15 protein-coding genes are annotated in these 16,648 nt (G+C 68.0%); 8 read left to right on the forward strand and 7 right to left on the reverse strand.

Annotated elements, in window-relative coordinates:
• The first annotated feature begins 6 nt into the window (after positions 1-6).
• The 3 genes from DPV79_RS02755 (at position 7) to DPV79_RS02765 (ending at position 3,078) form a co-directional block, all read left to right on the forward strand.
• Positions 7-726, forward strand: coding sequence for a TetR/AcrR family transcriptional regulator (locus DPV79_RS02755; RefSeq protein ID WP_021158247.1), 720 nt, complete (start codon positions 7-9; stop codon positions 724-726).
• A 294-nt stretch (positions 727-1,020) separates the two neighbouring features.
• Positions 1,021-1,896, forward strand: coding sequence for an alpha/beta fold hydrolase (locus tag DPV79_RS02760; RefSeq protein WP_059485796.1), 876 nt, complete (start codon positions 1,021-1,023; stop codon positions 1,894-1,896).
• Between the two features lie 39 nt (positions 1,897-1,935).
• Positions 1,936-3,078 carry an FAD binding domain-containing protein gene (locus DPV79_RS02765; RefSeq protein ID WP_113044689.1) on the forward strand — a complete coding sequence of 381 codons (1,143 nt, stop codon included), beginning with the start codon at positions 1,936-1,938 and terminating at the stop codon, positions 3,076-3,078.
• A gap of 51 nt (positions 3,079-3,129) precedes the next feature.
• Here DPV79_RS02765 and DPV79_RS02770 read toward each other — a convergent pair whose 3' ends face one another.
• On the reverse strand, positions 3,130-4,404 hold the full coding sequence (locus DPV79_RS02770) for a hypothetical protein (protein WP_113044690.1): 1,275 nt from the start codon (positions 4,402-4,404) through the stop codon (positions 3,130-3,132).
• Between the two features lie 407 nt (positions 4,405-4,811).
• Between DPV79_RS02770 and DPV79_RS02775 the strand changes: the two genes are divergently transcribed.
• Positions 4,812-5,132: a hypothetical protein gene (locus tag DPV79_RS02775; RefSeq protein WP_027792604.1), complete on the forward strand. Its 321-nt coding sequence runs from the start codon at positions 4,812-4,814 to the stop codon at positions 5,130-5,132.
• An 83-nt stretch (positions 5,133-5,215) separates the two neighbouring features.
• Here DPV79_RS02775 and DPV79_RS02780 read toward each other — a convergent pair whose 3' ends face one another.
• Both DPV79_RS02780 and DPV79_RS02785 read right to left on the reverse strand, forming a co-directional pair.
• Entirely contained in the window at positions 5,216-6,214 is a 999-nt protein-coding gene (locus tag DPV79_RS02780; protein WP_113044691.1) for an ABC transporter substrate-binding protein, read from the reverse strand.
• Between the two features lie 52 nt (positions 6,215-6,266).
• The gene (locus DPV79_RS02785) at positions 6,267-6,611 is read right to left on the reverse strand and encodes a DUF3088 domain-containing protein (protein WP_021158240.1); all 345 of its coding nucleotides are present in this window, start codon (positions 6,609-6,611) and stop codon (positions 6,267-6,269) included.
• A gap of 488 nt (positions 6,612-7,099) precedes the next feature.
• Between DPV79_RS02785 and DPV79_RS02795 the strand changes: the two genes are divergently transcribed.
• Positions 7,100-8,284, forward strand: a complete 1,185-nt coding sequence (locus DPV79_RS02795; protein ID WP_021158238.1) for a porin — start codon at positions 7,100-7,102, stop codon at positions 8,282-8,284.
• Between the two features lie 284 nt (positions 8,285-8,568).
• The gene (locus DPV79_RS02800; RefSeq protein ID WP_113044693.1) at positions 8,569-9,756 is read left to right on the forward strand and encodes an LLM class flavin-dependent oxidoreductase; all 1,188 of its coding nucleotides are present in this window, start codon (positions 8,569-8,571) and stop codon (positions 9,754-9,756) included.
• A gap of 55 nt (positions 9,757-9,811) precedes the next feature.
• Here the strand turns inward: DPV79_RS02800 and DPV79_RS02805 are convergent, their stop codons facing one another.
• Together DPV79_RS02805 and DPV79_RS02810 are read right to left on the reverse strand one after the other, a co-directional pair.
• Positions 9,812-11,029 (reverse strand): acyl-CoA dehydrogenase family protein, encoded by a 1,218-nt coding sequence (locus tag DPV79_RS02805; RefSeq protein ID WP_113044694.1) that lies wholly within the window; start codon positions 11,027-11,029, stop codon positions 9,812-9,814.
• Positions 11,030-11,278: 249 nt separating this feature from the next.
• The gene (locus DPV79_RS02810) at positions 11,279-12,520 is read right to left on the reverse strand and encodes a DKNYY domain-containing protein (protein WP_113044695.1); all 1,242 of its coding nucleotides are present in this window, start codon (positions 12,518-12,520) and stop codon (positions 11,279-11,281) included.
• A 299-nt stretch (positions 12,521-12,819) separates the two neighbouring features.
• Here DPV79_RS02810 and DPV79_RS02815 point away from each other — a divergent pair, with 299 nt between their 5' ends.
• Together DPV79_RS02815 and DPV79_RS02820 are read left to right on the forward strand one after the other, a co-directional pair.
• Positions 12,820-13,104, forward strand: a complete 285-nt coding sequence (locus DPV79_RS02815; RefSeq protein ID WP_021158233.1) for a helix-turn-helix domain-containing protein — start codon at positions 12,820-12,822, stop codon at positions 13,102-13,104.
• The gene (locus DPV79_RS02820) at positions 13,094-14,398 is read left to right on the forward strand and encodes a HipA domain-containing protein (RefSeq protein ID WP_113044696.1); all 1,305 of its coding nucleotides are present in this window, start codon (positions 13,094-13,096) and stop codon (positions 14,396-14,398) included. The genes DPV79_RS02815 and DPV79_RS02820 overlap by 11 nt, the downstream gene beginning before the upstream one ends.
• A 179-nt stretch (positions 14,399-14,577) precedes the next feature.
• Here the strand turns inward: DPV79_RS02820 and DPV79_RS02825 are convergent, their stop codons facing one another.
• Entirely contained in the window at positions 14,578-15,615 is a 1,038-nt protein-coding gene (locus DPV79_RS02825; protein ID WP_113044697.1) for a LysR family transcriptional regulator, read from the reverse strand.
• An 80-nt stretch (positions 15,616-15,695) separates the two neighbouring features.
• On the reverse strand, positions 15,696-16,439 hold the full coding sequence (locus DPV79_RS02830; protein ID WP_113044698.1) for an SDR family oxidoreductase: 744 nt from the start codon (positions 16,437-16,439) through the stop codon (positions 15,696-15,698).
• Positions 16,440-16,648: the final 209 nt, after the last annotated feature.

Genomic DNA, 16,648 nt, shown 5'->3' on the forward strand with positions numbered 1-16,648 from the left:
CGATGCATGACCGAAAGAAAACGCAGCACGCCGGCCCGCGAGCGCGGGACGGACGCCGACGGCAACGCCGTCACGCCGGGCCGCCGGCTCGCGCCGGAAGCGCGCGAGCGGCAGATCGTCGAGAAGGCGATCGAGCACTTCGCGACGCACGGCTTTTCCGGCAGCACGCGCGAGCTCGCGCGGCAGATCGGCGTCACCCAGCCGCTGCTGTACCGGTACTTCCCGAGCAAGGAAGCGCTGATCGACCGCGTGTACGACGAGATCTACACGTGGAACCCCGACTGGGAAAAACTGATCGCCGACCGCACGGTGTCGCTGCAGGAGCGGCTCGTCGCGTTCTATCGCGACTATGCGCAAACCATCCTGCGACGCGAATGGATCCGCACGTTCATCTTCGCGGGGCTCAGCCGCGAGGGGTTCAACACGCGTTACCTGTCGCGGCTGCGCGAACGCGTGTTCCTGCCGGTGCTGCGCGAGCTGCGGCACGAATACGACCTCGCGACGCCCACCACCGAGGCCCAGCGCAATGCGGAAGTCGAGCTGGTCTGGAGCCTGCACGCGAGCATCTTCTATTTCGGCGTGCGCAAGTGGGTCTACGGCCTGCCGGTGCCCGACGATCTCGACACCGAGATCGAACGGCTGATCGACGCGTTCCTGCACGGCACGCCCGCCGCGCTGAAGCAGCTCACGTCGGACGCACCCGCGCGGCGGCGCCGGCGCGGCTGACACCGGTGGCGGGCATGCCGGACGACGACGGTCGAATCGTCGCCCGGCATGTTCACGCTCGCGCGTCTTCGTCAGGCCCGCACGCGACGGGACACCACCGGCCGGGCGAATCACACGGGGATCGGGAACCGCCCGCCACGGCCGGCCCGTGACCCGGCGGCCCGGTTCCGGCCGTGCGCGCAATCACGCGAATTCAGAACAATTTATCCGGCGCGCCGCACGATTCGCCTATCCTCGAAAGGCATTTGCGGCCGCGCCGGTTTCGCGCGGGCCGAACCGAACAGCGACCGCCCCATGACCCACTCCATGCCTTCGATCACCCATCACACCGTCACCGCGAACGGCATCCGCCAGCACTACATCGACGCCGGCAGCGGGCCTGCCGTCGTGCTGCTGCACGGCTTCCCCGAGACCAGCTTCGCGTGGCGCTTCCAGATTCCCGCGCTCGCGCAGCGCTACCGCGTGATCGCGCCCGACCTGCGCGGTTACGGCGAAACCGACAAGCCGGCCGCCGGTTACGACAAGCGCAACATGGCGCGCGACGTCGCCGGGCTGCTCGACGCGCTCGGCATCGGCCGCATCGCGCTCGTCGGGCACGACCGCGGTGCGCGCGTCGCGACGCGTTTCGCGAAGGACTTCCCCGAGCGCGTCGACCGGCTCGTCGTGATGGACAACGTGCCGACGCGCATCGTCGCGCAGAACATGACCGCGCAAACGGCGCGCGCGTACTGGTTCTTCCTGTTCCACCAGGTGCCGGATCTGCCCGAGGCGCTGATCGCCGGCAAGGAAGCCGAGTGGCTCAGCCACTTCTTCTCCGACTGGTGCTACAACCCGCACGCGATCTCCGGCGACGCGTTCGACACTTACGTGCGCGCGTACCGGCGCCCGGGCGCCGTGCGCGGCGCGCTGGCCGACTATCGCGCGAACGCCGAGGACGTGCAGCAGGATCTGGTCGACGCGGACGTCAAGATCGCGTGCCCGACGATGGCGCTCTGGGGCGAGGATTTCTACGCGGTCGGCAAGATGTTCGACATGAAATCCGTGTGGGAAAGCATGGCGACGGACCTGCGCGCCGAGCCGATCGCACAGTGCGGGCACCTGCCGCAGGAGGAGCAGCCGGAGCGCGTGAACGCGCTGCTGCTCGACTTCCTGAAACACTGGGAAGGCTGATTCGATGCGCGCGCAACGAACCATCGGGAGGCTGGCAGCATGAGCGACATTTCGGGCCCGCTGGCGGTCGTGATCGGCGGATCGGTGGGCGGGCTGTTCACCGCCACTTCACTGCGGGCGGCCGGCTGGCGCGTCAAGGTCTTCGAGCAATCGCCGAACGAGCTCGACAGCCGCGGCGGCGGCATCGTGCTGCAAACGCCGATCGAACGCGCATTCGCGTTCGGCGGCGTTCCCGTGCCGCACGATGCGGGTGTCGATTCCGGCGACCGGATCTATCTCGACGCGCACGACCGGATCGTGCAACGCATGAACATGCCGCAGACGCAGACCGCGTGGAACGTGATCTATACGGCGCTGAAGCGCGCGCTGCCCGCCGGCGTCGTGCATGGCGGCGTGTCATTCGAGCGCTTCGAGCAGGACGGCGAACGCGTGATCGCGCACTTCGCGGACGGCCGCGTCGAGCCGGCCGACCTGCTGGTCGGCGCCGACGGCGGCCGCTCGAACGTGCGCGCGCAACTGCTGCCCGATGCGCGGCCCGCGTATGCGGGTTATGTCGCGTGGCGCGGGCTCGTCGACGAGCACCTGCTGCCGGTCCCGGTGCTCGACGTGCTGCGCGATCGCTTCACGTTCCAGCAAGGCGACGCGCACCTGTTCCTCACCTATCTGGTTCCCGGCCGCGACGGCGCGATCGAACCGGGCAAGCGGCGCGTGAACTGGGTCTGGTACCGGCGGCTCGCACCGGCGAGCCTGCCGTCGCTGTTTCTCGCGCAGGACGGCACGCAGCGCGACGGTTCGCTGCCGCCCGGCGCGATGCGCGACGACAACCGTCTCGAACTCGTGGACGCAGGCCGCCGGATGCTGGCGCCCACGCTCGCCGCACTCGTCGACGCGACGCAGGCGCCGTTCGCGCAGGCGATCCTCGATCTCTCTGTCGAGCGCATGGCGTTCGGCCGCGCGGTGCTGCTCGGCGACGCGGCCTGCCTCGTGCGGCCGCATACGGCCGCGGGCGTCGCGAAAGCGGCGGAGAATGCGGTCGGGCTCGCCGAGGCGCTGCGCGGCGTCGTGCACGGCCCCGCGTTCGACGCCGCGCTGGCGGGCTGGGAAAAGCGTCAGCTCGCGACCAACGCGTCGCTGTCCAACCTCGGCATCTCGCTCGGCACGCGGATCATGGGGCGCGCGTGACCGTCCGGCGGTGCACGCCGCTTCGATCGATCGCGCGTGCGGGCCGGGCCGTCACGCGTGGCGCACGACGATATCCCACGCGGTATGACACGCCTGCCCCGGCAGCGTCAGCGCGCGCAGCACCACCCGATCGCCCTGCTGCGTCGCGACGCTGAACTTGTGCGGCGCCAGCAGCGCGACCGTCGCGCCGTTGTGCTCCAGTTGCAAGCCCGGCGCCGCAGGCTGGCCGCTCAGGTGAGACAGCCAGATGTCCAGCACCAACCGGTCGCGCGTCACCGCGAATTCGACCGTGTGCGCCGCCCACGCATTCAGTGCATGGCCCTGCGGGTTGCGGAACGACGGCCCCGCGGCCAGGCGCGGCACGTTCGCCAGCACGTCCTCGTGCGCGGCCAGCAGCGACAACCCGCTCGCGACGAAGCGTTCGGGCTGAAGCAGGCCGGGATCGGCCGGCTGCGCCCGCTTGCCGGCCTCGGGCGCCAGCGCGAACGCCTGCCCGAGCGCGATCGCATGCTCGGCATGACGGGCCAGGTAGCGCCAGTGGTTCAGGAAGCGCACGTCGCCCGTCATGTGCAGGCCACGGATCGGTTTGCCCTGATGCTCGAGCACGATGCGGACCGCGTCGAAATCGTGCCGCTCGTGCAGCCCCCATTTCGTGACGAAATTCTGCTCGCAGCCCACGAGCCGCACGTGGCCGAGGCCGCCCCACAGATGCAGGAAGGTCGTGTCCAGCCCGTAGATCGCCACGAAGTCCTGGCCGATCCTGCCGGCCTGTTCGCGGACGAACCGCGCGAATCGCGCCCAGGGCTCGCGGCCGCCGACCACGAGCCCCGCCTGCAGCGGCTGCCCCAGCCGCTCGAGCACGTCCTGCACGCACTGGTGGATCAGCGCGTCGCGCCGTTCGCCGATGAGCGGCGTCATCACGAACGCGCAGAAGTGCGCATCGGGCGCGACGTGAAGGGCCTCGTCGTGCGGCACGACGTCGAAGATGTCGAACCGCGGCCCCGGAAACCAGATGTCGGCATCGTAGAGCGCGAGCGTCTGCAACGCCGGATCGGCGTCGAAGATCGCGGCCGCGGAGATGTAGCGGTCCCAGGCAAGGTCGCCGACGCCCGCCGCCGCGTACACCTCGATCCCGTTCGCGCGCAGCCGCTGCTGCTTCTCGTCGGACAACCCGTAGCCGATGACGCCGATGCGCCCCCGGTAGTCCGTCGCGCGCAGCGAGACGATGAACGGGATGACCATTTCGTACCAGGCCTGCGTGTTGTCGTCGATCGCGAACGCGACGAGTTGATGGCGGTCGGTCTCGTTGTTGTCGGACGTGTTCATGCGTGTGGTGAGATTGGTCAGTCCGTCGTTCCGATCGGTCCGGCTGCCGGTGTTCCTTTACGCGCGACGCCGATTATCGGAAGGCAGTCGAATCCTCGTTATCGTCATACGATTGCGAGCGATATCCATTCGGCGGCGGCCCCGTTCGCCGGGGCCGTTCGCCAGAAAATGGATGCACGATTTTTACCACGACGCGATATTCCCGCGCGACCTGAAAATGCGTCGCGATTCCGAACATTTGTTAAATAGCTTGAATGACCGACAACCGGCCGGCAATTTGCCTTAACATCCGGCCGTCATCTCGACTGACGCCGATCACGGTTGACCGACCCTGGACTCCGGCCGTGGCTTTCATTTTCCAGGTGCCTGAACGGGGCGCCGATTTCATCCGGACGCTACGACCGATCATGTTCCAGACCCCGGGAGATTCATTCGTCAACGGCTCGTTGCTGGGCCTGTGCGTCGAGGTGCCGCTCGCCGCGCTGGTGTCGCTCGCCATGCACGGCGTCGACTGGAACGGGCAGCGCATCGCGATGCTGATCGCCACGCCGGTGCTGCTCGCCTGCATTGCGCTGCTGACCCGCCCGGTCGCATTCAGCACGGTGTGGAAGCACAAGCGCTCGCCGTTCGTGCTCGACGACAACGTGCGCGCGTCGATCTACGGCCGGCTCTGCGGGATCGCGCTCGGGCTCGTGTTCGGCATCATGGTCGCGACGACGTTCGCCTGATCCCGCCGAACCGGCGCGCCCGACGAAACCTGCGTCGGGCCTGAAGCCGCCGGCTCACGAGCAAGTCTTCCCGGCGCATCGCGTCACGCCGATGCCACCAGCGTGTTGAACGACGTATCCCACAACGGCGCGACATTCGCCGGCCCGTCGAGCACGCCGATCCGCGCGAACACATCCGCGACCTGCTGATGCTGCGCCACCACGTCGGGCGTCACCGGCAGCAGCGCATAGTCTTCGCTGCGCTGGTCGAACATCGCGACGAGATCGGCCACCGGCACGCGCGTCTCCTGGTTCTGCACCCGCGCGTAGTCGCCGAAATGCCCGTTCGCCCACGCATACGCGCGCCGGAACCGCAGCAGCAGATCGCCCGTCGCCGCACGACGGCGCGCATCGTCGAGCGTGCGCGGGTTCGCGTACACCGGGAAATTGCCCGACAGATAACCCTTCCCCGTCTTCAGCACGCGCGCACCGTAGCGATTGCGCGCGAGCTGGCCGTTGTAGCCGTAGATCGCCCACGCGTCGATGTCGCCGCGATCGTAGGCCGACAACCCGTCGGCCGGCGACAGGTTGATCGGCTGGATGTCGTCGAAGCCGAGGCCAGCCTCCGTGAGCTGGCGATACAGGAAGTAGTGCGACGTCGTCGCGCGCACGTAGCCGACGCGCTTGCCCTTCAGGTCCGCGATACTGTGAATCGACGTGTCCTTGCGTGCGAGCGTGACCTGGTTGTTCAGGTCTTCGCGCACGCGGGTGATGAGCCGGACGCTGGCCTTCTGGCGCGCGGCGAACACGGCCGGAATTTCGCTGCCCGAACCGATATCGAGCGCGTCCGCATTGAGCGCCTCGATGTGCAGCACGCCGTTGTTCAGTTCGCGCCAGTCGATCCGGTACGGTGTGTCGCCGAGGCCAGCCGCCTGCAGCAGCGCGCGCCAGCCGCCCTTGTAGGTCGCGACGCGCAACGTCGTGCCGGCGAGATCGGCGTTGACGACCGGCGTGGCGAACGCGGCCTTCGCGGCGAACGGCGCCGCCACGGCCGCGGCGCCGGCAAGAATCAGGCGGCGGCGCGCCGCCGACGTTGACGCCATCGAATCCTCCTGTCGATCGGTTGCAAATTGAGCGGAAGCCCGTGCGGCTGCATCAATGCAGCACCGGGAATCCGTGGCGCTCGGCCAGCAGTTCGAGGATGCGGCGCGCGTCGGTGACGAACCGCACGTCGCCGAGCGTCTGCGCGTCGTCCGGCGCCGGCTGGTCGCGACCGAGCACGAGGACCGGCAAGCCCTGGTGCGCATCGTCGAGCGCCTCGATCACCGCGTGGCGCGGCCGCTCGAAGCCGACGCGCTTCACGTCGATGCGGCCGGCCTGCTCGGGCGCACTCGCCAGCAGCCCCTCGATCGACAGTCCGTGCGGACAGACGAAACGCTGGCCCGGATGCTTCGGATCGGCAAAGCCCGGTTCCAGCAAAAACAGTACATCGCGACTCATGTCAAACGGCTCCCGTGTTCGTTGTTCAGCCGGGACGCATGCGCACGTCGGCGCCGTCGTGGTCCCGGAGCAGGCCGGCCCCGCGGCCGGATGCCCGACTCTACCGTTGCGCGTCGCACCGCCCTACCAACGTTTTGCGAAATCGATATGCCGGCGCGCGTAGCGCATCGATCGTGCGCCGCACAGACGGCCGTTGCGTAAATGCATCGCCCGTTGCAGCGCGGACATTGCGGATATCGAACCATTTCATCGATCGATATGACGGCGGCCGCGGGTAGCCGGCGCCCGACGTTCGCCGTTCGAGCGATGCGTTCGCCGCAGCAGGGGTGCCGGACGCGATCGCGACGCACATGCCGGACTTGCAGCAACGCACATTACAAATCGGCCGCGCAGCGATTTACAAACCACGGATCGACCGTTCGCCGGTTCGACCCGCGTCAATAGCATCGTGCTCCTCACTGTCGTACTCATAAAAACAGAGGAAAGTCATGATCAAAAAAACGGTAGTCCTGGGTTTGGTTTCGATCGGTTCGGTCAGCGCGCATGCGCAGAGTTCGGTCACGTTGTACGGCGTCGTCGATGCCGGTTTCGCCTATACGAACAACCAGGGCGGCGCGAGCAACATCCAGCAGACGAGCGGCAAGCTGAGCGGCAGCCGCTGGGGCCTGAAAGGCGTCGAAGATCTCGGTGGCGGCCTGCAGGCGGTCTTCACGCTCGAAAGCGGGTTCCGGCCGAGCGACGGCGGGCTCGGCCAGGGCGGCCGGCTGTTCGGCCGTTCCGCGTACGTCGGCCTCGCCAAGTCCGGCATCGGCACGCTGACCTTCGGCCGCCAGTACGAGCCGATCACCGATCTCGTCGCGCAGTACTCGGGGTCCGGCTTCTGGTCGCCGGCCACGCACGTGGGCGACAACGACAACATGAACCAGAGCTTCCGCCTGAACAACGCGGTGAAGTTCCGCAGCGACACGATCGCCGGCTTCACGGCCGACCTGCTCTATGCGTTCAGCAACCAGGCGAACGGCGGCGCCGGCACCGGCTTTTCGAACAACAATGCGTGGGGCGTGTCGGCGAACTACGTGAACGGGCCGCTGTCGGTCGGCGGCGGTTACGTGCGACTCAATCACCCGAATGCGACGTCGAATACGACCGGCGCGGTGGGCGGCGCGACCTCGACCACCGGCAACGACTACAGCGGCGCATTCTTCTACGGGCTGAACGGCGGCGTGCTCAAGCAGCAGATCGGCGTGGCCGGCGCGAACTACGCGCTCGGCCGCGCGACGCTCGGCTTCGCGTGGAGCCACACGCAGCTCAACTATCTCGACGGCTCGTCGCGCAAGTTCAACAACTACGACGTGAACGCGCGTTACCAGATCACGCCGGCGGCTACGCTGATCGGCGTCTATACGTTCACCGACGGGCGCGCGAGCGGCCTGCCGGGCACCGGCGGCCAGACGCTGAAGCCGCGCTGGCACCAGTTCACGCTCGGGTTCGACTATGCGCTGTCGAAGCGCACCGATATCTACGTGTCGGGCATCTACCAGCTCGCGGCCGGCGATGCGAGCACGGCGACGGCGGGCGGTTATCGCAGGATCGCGGCGATCTCGAACATCGGCAGCGCGTCGTCGACGAACCGCCAGGTCGCGCTCGTCAGCGGGCTGCGCGTGAAGTTCTGACCTCATGCGCAGCGGATGCGGCGCGATAAGCAAAGCGGGAATCGTTGTTTGCCGCGCCGTGCCCGGTTGCCGAGAATGGGCGTTTCCCGTGTGTTTCCCGCGTGCTGCCCGCAGGCACGATACGCGTTCGACGATGACCGCCTCCCTCCCCGCGCGCCGCGCAGCAGCCGGTGCGCGGCACTGCGTCGGCTCGTCGGCACGTCGGGCATCGCACCCGGGCGATTCGCCGCCGCACGTACCCGCCGTTGCCGTGCGGTGCGTGCCCAACCCGCAAGGAAGCCATCATGAACGCCCCCTCCGTCGCCGCGCCGGTCGCGACGTCACCGTTCGTCGACGTCCGCTCGCCGGCGGATTTCCCCGACAGCCCCGTGTCGCGCGTGCTCGCGCAGCCGCTGATGCTCGGGCTGTTCCTGCCGATCCAGGCCGGCGGCTGGAGCGCGTCGACGCTGCCGCGCACGACCGACTGGACGTTCGACTACAACGCCGAGCTGGTCGCGCGCGCGGAAGCGCTCGGCTTCGATCTCGTGTTCGCGCTGTCGCAATGGCTGCCGAAAGGCGGTTACGGCGGCGTGTTCGACGGCCACGCGCTCGACTCGTTCATGACGCTGGCCGCGCTGACCGCACGCACCGAGCGGATCATCCTGGTCGCGACGAGCCATGTGCTGTACGGGCCGTGGCATCCGCTGCATTTCGCGAAGTTCACCGCGACGCTCGATCACATCTCGCGCGGGCGCTGGGGCATCAACGTCGTGACCGGCCATCGCGCCATCGAGCACGAGATGTTCGGCTGGAACCGGATCGAGCACGACCGGCGCTACGAGATGGCCGCCGAGTTCGTCGACGCGGTGCAGCAGTTGTGGGCGCAACCGGACAATTTCAGCTACACGCCCGCGCTGTCGGGCTGGCGGCTGGGCGGCGCATTCGTCACGCCGAAACCACGCTACGGCCGCCCGCTGCTGATCAACGCGACCGGCTCCGACGCGGGCATCGAGTTCGCGGCGCGCTATTCGGACATCGTGTTCGTCACGAGCCCGGCCGGCCCCGACGCCGAACGCGCGATCGACGCCCTGCCCGCGCATAACGCGCGCGTGAAGGCGGCCGCCGCCGCGCGCGGCCGGACGATCCGCACGCTGCTCAACCCGCTCGTGATCTGCCGCGAAACGGCAGCCGAAGCGCGCGCGTATCGCGACGCGATCGTCGCGCATGCGGACGAAGGCAGCTTCCACCGTTTCGACAGCGACGCGCATGCGTGGCGAGGCGGCTTCGAACAGCGCGCGCAGGCCGACGCGCGCGCGATCGGCGGCAACATCTCGATCACGGGTTCGCCGGAGGAAGTCGCGGACACCATCGTGCGGCTGCACCGCGCGGGCATCGACGGCATCCAGTTGAGCTTCTACGATTTCAAGCCCGATCTCGACTTCTTCGGCGAGCGCGTGCTGCCGCTGCTGCGCGCCGCCGGCTTGCGGCGCTGACGCGGGCGGCGGACGCATCGCCCGCCGCGGCACTCACGGTTTCGGCACGGCCGGGTCAGAACACGCGGCCTTCGGTGAGGTGCGTCGTCACGCCGTTCAGGTCGTAGTCGCCGATCACGCGCGCCTTGTGCAGCAGCGGGTTGTGGCTGAAGATCGTGCGCAGGTTGCGCCAGTGCCGGTCGAGATTGTGTTCGCGCGCCGTCGCCGATGCCCCGCCGACTTCGAACAGCCGCTCGGCCGCGTGCAGCGCGAGCTTGCTGACGATGAGCTGCGTACGCGCGGTTGCGAGCGCGCTGTCGAGCACGCGTGCATCCGCATCGGCGTCGCCGGCCTCGATCGCGTCGGCGGAACGGTCGAGCGCCCGCGCGTTTTCGCGCACGAGCGCGTCGATCGCGTGACTGTGCGCGGACAGTTCGCCGACGACCTGCTGGATGAAGTGATCGTCGCGCGCGGTCGGCGCCGGGCTGTGCAGCACCGGGCGGCCGTGCGCGAGCACATAACGACGCGCATCGGCAACCACGTTGCGCACGATGCCCGCGCCCGTCGCGACGAGATGCAGCTGGCGCAGCGCGCCGCAATGGCGGCCGACGAGCGTCGAGCCGTCGCGCGGGGCCACTTCGTCCGCGAACACCTGCACGTCGTCGAGCAGCAGGCTGCCGCTCGCGGTCATGCGCTGGCCCATGCCGTCCCAGTCGTCGAGCACCTGCACGCCGTCGCGCGCGACGGGAATGATCACGGCGACCGCGTCGCCCTGCTCGTTCTCCACGTTGATGCGCGCGAAATCGGCGAACGCGGTGCCGGTCGAATAGTATTTGCGCCCCGTCACGCGATAGTGCTCGCCGTCCCGGCGCAGCACGGTGGTGTTCTCGCCCGGCCGCGACGTGCCGCGCTCGGTCGACGCACCGCCGAAGATCGCGCCGGCCAGTGCCCGCTCGAGCTGCACGTCGTTGAACGGCGTGCGCGGCGACAGCCGCAGCGTCTCGGTCTGGTCGTAGTGGATCCGCAGCGCGTGCGCGAGGTTCGAATCGGCGGCGGCCAGCGTCGCGATCGTGTCGAACAGGTCGACCAGCGTGCCGCCGAGGCCGCCACGCGCGACCGGAATCCGCAGCACGCCCAGCGCCGAGCGCCGAAAGTGTGCAAAGCCGTCGAACGGCAATTCGCGACGCGCCTCGCGTTGCGCGGCATCCTTCCCGATCGCGTTCGCGAGATCGGGCAGTGCGGCGAGCGCGTCGCGCAACGCGTCGCGCGGATCGACGGCATCACGGGCGGTCATTCTGCGGTTCCTTGTACGAGAGATTCGGGAATGCCGCTGCGCGGTGCGATCGCGACATCCGCGAACCGGCGCACGTACGGCACCGCAAAGTATAGGGACGCCCCCGGTGTGCGTGAAAAGCCGATTTCAGCTTTTGTTATGCGTGTGCAGGGAATGGTCGCGCGCCATTGCACCATCGCACCATTGCGCGATACCCCGGCGCGGCGGCGGTCGCGCGTGGCGCCCCCCGAACCCGGCCGATCGCGACGGTCACGATTCCGTCGACGGGTCGGGTACGCGCACGATGCCCTCCGGATACCGGATGTCGATCAGCCCGTGCTTGTCGCGGATGCGGATCGGCGGTACGACCTCCACGCTCGCACGGTCGACGCCCTCGCATACGGCCAGGTTCGTATTGGTGCGGTAGTACACGCGCTGGTCGTCGACCGCAAAGGCCCAGTTCAGAAAGCGCAGGCTTCGTGCGTCGATCCCCGGCAACGGCTTGCGGTAGTTCTTCCCCCACAGCACGTGACCGTCGGCGTCGATCAGCATGTCGTGAAAGACGCCGCGCGCGGTCTCGACGTCGACGCGCCCCGGCTTCGTCACGATCTTGCCGTCGTAAAGGATCTGCGCGCCGAGCCGGGCATACCGGTAGCCGAGGCTCACCACGCCGGCCGGATCGTCGATGCCGCGCTTGCGCACGCCGGCGCAGAACAGGTGTTTCGCATCCCGCGCGTATGCGCCGCCGATATGCGTCAGGCTGACCACGTCGGCCTTGACGACGGTCAGGTGGCACGGGCCGCGATCGGGATCGTGGATGTCGCGCTCGACATGGTAAGCCTGCCGTGCATCGCGATACCAGCCGCCGCCCAGGGGTTCCAGCGTGGCGGCATCGCCGCCGGCAACGAGCCCTTCGCCTGCGTCGTCGTAACTGAACGCGGCGCCGCCCGCGTAGTAGCGCAGCCCCGACGCATCGACGGCAAAGTGGTCGACCAGGTGCCGGAAGCTGCCCAGATCGAAGTTGTTGAGCGCGCGATACTGATGCCCGCTGCCGGTGCGGGCCCAGACGCGTTCGCCATCGCTGTGGAACGGCCCGCCGAGCGGGGCAAGCGGCTCGTTGCGCGTGTCGCGGCGCCGCCGCGCTTCCGCCTCCTCACGGCGCTGCGCCTCCTCGGCGTCGTAGATGGCCTGCTGCTCCGGCGTGACCCGCGCCGCATCCTCGTACTTCTGCATGTGGCGCGCATGCAGCGACTGCACGGTCGCGATGCAGTACACCGAATGCGGAACCGAGCGCAGGTACAGCGCCCAGTCCTCGTCGTCGCACCGGTAGAACCAGTGGATCGCCTCGCCGTCCCATCCGGCCGGGTCGGTGCGCGCGAGCAGCGCGGCCTTGACGTCCCGGACCTTGCCGGGCACGACGAAGGAAAGGCTGTAGCCGGTGTCGGCGACGATGTCGAGGCTCTCATCCTCGAACAGGCTTCGCATCAGTTTTTCGAGTTCTTGCAAGGTCATGGGCGCGTGTCGACCCGGTGACGGGCCGCGGAATGAACGGACGTGCGGCGGTCATTCTAACCATGGCGACGTGCGCTGCCCCGGCCTTCTTCGGGACATTCAGTCGATCCATCGCGTATCCGCCCGGATACGAACATGTCGGCGATCGTCATTTCATCGCATCCGGTTCCCGATCGGGAACGAAATGGATATTCCGTTGCCGGCACGGCCAATTCGTTTCCGTTCGGATACGAATTGATGCCTGCGCCAACGAGTTGTGCAATACTGTTCCCGATCAGATACGAAGCACGGAGGACGTCATGCACGAGATCCTGCCCGTCGGCACGATCGGCGCACTCGCCAACCTCATCCGCGCGGCTCGGCTCCAGCAGGGATTCACGCGGGACGAACTCGCGAACGCCACGGGGCTTTCGCCGAAATTCATCAGCCAGGTGGAGGCCGGGAAACCCACCGCTCAGGTCGGCAAGATCCTGCTGCTGCTCGGCGAACTGGGCATCACCCTGCTCGCGCAATCGTCCATCGAGATTTCGGCGGCAAACGTGCTGAAGGCCGCGCAACGCCGCAGGAGCCGCCATGGCGAGTAGAACGCTGATCGCCTCCGCGAACGGGTTGCGCATGGGCGCGCTGACCGACGACAAAGGCGTCTGGTCGTTCACCTACGACGCGCAGTGGCTGGCATCGCCACGCGCGTACCCGCTGTCCCCCGCTTTCCCGCTGCGCGCCGGCACCTTCACCGACACCTCGTCCGATCGCCCGGTCCAGTGGTTCTTCGACAACCTGCTGCCGGAAGAAGGCATGCGCACGTCGCTTGCGCGCGAGGCCAGGGTCGACGCCGCCGACGCGTGGGGCCTGCTCGCGTACTTCGGGCGCGAATCGGCCGGCGCGCTCACGCTGCTCGCGCAAGGCGAGCAGGAAGCGGCCGGCAGCATGCAGCCGCTCCCGCTCGACGAACTCGAACGCCGCATCCAGGCGATGCCCGAGCGCGCGCTGACGGCCACCGCGCCCAAGCGCATGTCGGCGGCCGGCGCGCAGCAGAAGCTGCTGCTGATCCTGCGCGGCGACGCGCCCGACTACACGCTGTTCGAGCCGGTCGGCAGCGAACCGTCGATGCATCTGCTGAAACCGGACATGCGCGCCGCCGGCTATCCGCATTCGGCGATCAACGAATTCTTCTGCATGAAGCTCGCGAAGCGGATGGGCCTCGACGTGCCCGACGTGCACTTTCTGCGCGCGCCGTCCGCGTGCTACGTGATCGACCGTTTCGACCGCGATACCGCATCGGAGCCGGCCGCCCGCCTGCATACGATCGATGCGATGCAGTTGCTGAACTACGATCGCGGCTTCAAGTACCAGCGCGCGAACGCGGAAGAACTCGGCCGCGCGATCGGGCAGACCAGCACGCGCGCGCTGGCGCGCCTGTCGGTGTTCCGCTGGACGATCTTCAATGTGGTGGTCGGCAACGGCGACGCGCACCTGAAGAACCTGTCGTTCTTCGTCGACGCGCGCGGTTACCGGCTCGCGCCGTTCTACGACATCGTCAGCACGGTCGTCTATCACACGCCCACGCACCGGCCCGATCATCGCGGCGATCATTGGCCGCACTGCGAACTGACGATGCCGCTCGGCGCGGCGACGCGCTTCGCCGACATCGACCTGGGTGCGCTGGTCGCGTTCGGCAACGCACTCGGGTTCAGGGACAAGGCAGCAGAAAACGAGCTGCGGCGCTTTCTCGAACCGCTCGATCGCAGCGTCGCGCAGACGCTCGACGAAGTGCGCGAGGTCGCGCGCCCCGACGCCGGGGAAATGCGCCTGCTGAACTCGATCGTCTCGATGCCGATCGCGGAGATGGGCCGCGCGCTGCGGCCGGGGCGCGGGTAAGCGGCCGCGCGCGGGTTTCGCGCCGGCCGCGCGCCCGATTCCTCGTTTCCCTGCGTGACACCCGCGACGTCGCAATCGTCTCGTTCGTGACATGAACGCTTCTTGCGTGCCGTCCGCTCACCGCGGCCGATGCCTGACGAACCGGCCCCGGCCCGTGGTGGATGCGCTTCACCGGCTCGTCACGCCGCGAGCCCGGTCGGCGGCGCAACCGCGACATCCGGATTGAACCGGGTCATGCAGTTCAGGTCGAGTGCGCGTATCTGCTCGGTCATGAAGTCGACGAAGATACGAATGCGCGTCGGAAGATGTTGCCGGCTGAGATAGCAGATATAGTGGCCGCGATCTTCCGGCACATGCTGCGCCAGCGCGACGACGAGTTCGCTCGAAGCGATATGGTCGCGGATCTGGTAACCCGCCATCTGCGCGATGCCCGACCCGTTCAGGACCGCACGCAACACCAGGTCCGCGTCGTTGAACGTCAGCCGCGACTTCGGCAGGTATTTCTGCACGCGGCCGTCGACGTTGAACTCCCATTCGAATATGCGGCCGCTCGCAAAACGAAAGTTGATGCACTCGTGCCGTCCCAGATCCTCCAGACTCTGCGGAAGGCCGTGCCTGGCCACATACGACGGCGACGCGCAGAGCGCCATCTGCATCGGAATCAGTTGCCGGGCGATGATGCTCGAATCCTCGATGCGTCCATTGCGGAACGACACGTCGATTCGTTCGGATACCAGATCGACAGGCCGGTCGTCGAGCAGCAGATCGATGACGATGTCGGGGTACGCTTTCGCAAACGTTTCCAGCAGCGGCGCAACGATCTTCCGGCCGAAGCCCACCGCCGAGCTGATCCGGATGAGGCCGCGCGGCGGCCCCTCCCGCAGTTCCAGCATGTCGTTCATGGCTTCGACGATCTGCGCCACGCCCTGGTGGCAGTTCTCGAAGAATCGCTGGCCTTCGCAGGTCAGTTCCGTCATGCGCGTGGTCCGCTGGAACAGCCGCGTACTCAACTGCGCCTCCAGCTTCTGGACGTTGCGGCTCACGGCCGGCCGGCCGACGCCGAGACGTTCGGCGGCCTTGGTGAAGCTCCCCTCGCTCGCCACCGCGACGAACGCAAGGATGCCCGCGTAGCTTGCACCGAAGCTGGCCGACAATGCGTCGGCGCGCCCTGGCAAGTCGCGACGAACGCCGTGCTCCGACGTATCCGATCGATTCATTTCCGCTGCCCCCAGACATCCCGCCCATCCCGACTGCCCGTCGCAGGCGTATGCCTGCGCCCCCACCTTCGACACGCGAATCAGCTTCTCGCGAGCCACCGGTCCAGGCCGATGCTGCCGAGTCGCGCTGCCCCGAGCGGCACGAGCGATCGTTCCTCGACACGGCCGCCGTAATAGCGGGCATCGCGATCGGTCACCACCGCACGCGTGTCGCCGACCGACTTCAGGTAGCGCGCGACGATCTCCGCGAACGGCGCGCGATCCGGGCCCGCGATCTCGACCGTGCCGTTCAGCGGCCCGGCCAGCGCGATCTGCGCGAGCAGCACCGCGACGTCTTCCGCGGCAATCGGCTGAAACAGCCCGTCGCCGATGCGCACGGTCCCGTCTTCCGTGCCGAAATCCGCAATGCCGCCGATGAACTCCATGAATTGCGTGGCACGCACGATCGTGTACGGCACGCCGGCCGCCTCGATCGCCTGTTCCTGCGCGACCTTGGCCGCGAAATAGCCGTTCTCCGGCATCCGGTCGCAGCCGACGATCGACAGCGCGACGTGATGGCGCACGCCTGCGGCCACTTCGGCCTTGCCGAGATTGCGGGCCGACGTGCGGAAGAAATCCAGCACCGCCCGCGGTTCCCATGACGGCGCGTTAGCGACGTCCACGACGACGTCGGCGTCCGTCAATGCGTCGGTCAGGCCTTCGCCCGTGATGGAATTGACGCCGGTGCGCGGCGACGCCGCGAGCGCCTGGTGCCCTGCCTCGCCGAGCAACGTGACGACGCGTGAGCCGATCAGGCCCGAACCACCGATGACAACGATCTTCATCGCAAAATCTCCTGACGAAAGGGTTTTCCTGGAACGCGTGCGGCACGTGACGCGCGCCGCCTCCGATGAAAACGGTCATGACCGTCGCATCGCATGGCGCAATTGTGGAAGAATCATGTCCTATCCATCAGTGCCAAGAATCGTCGATCGGACTGGTCCATGCCGTCCGCTCCCGTCGCCCACGAGATCGTGATGCCCGCCCCAACGCC

The organism is Burkholderia reimsis, from assembly GCF_003294055.1.
GTDB lineage: Bacteria > Pseudomonadota > Gammaproteobacteria > Burkholderiales > Burkholderiaceae > Burkholderia > Burkholderia cepacia.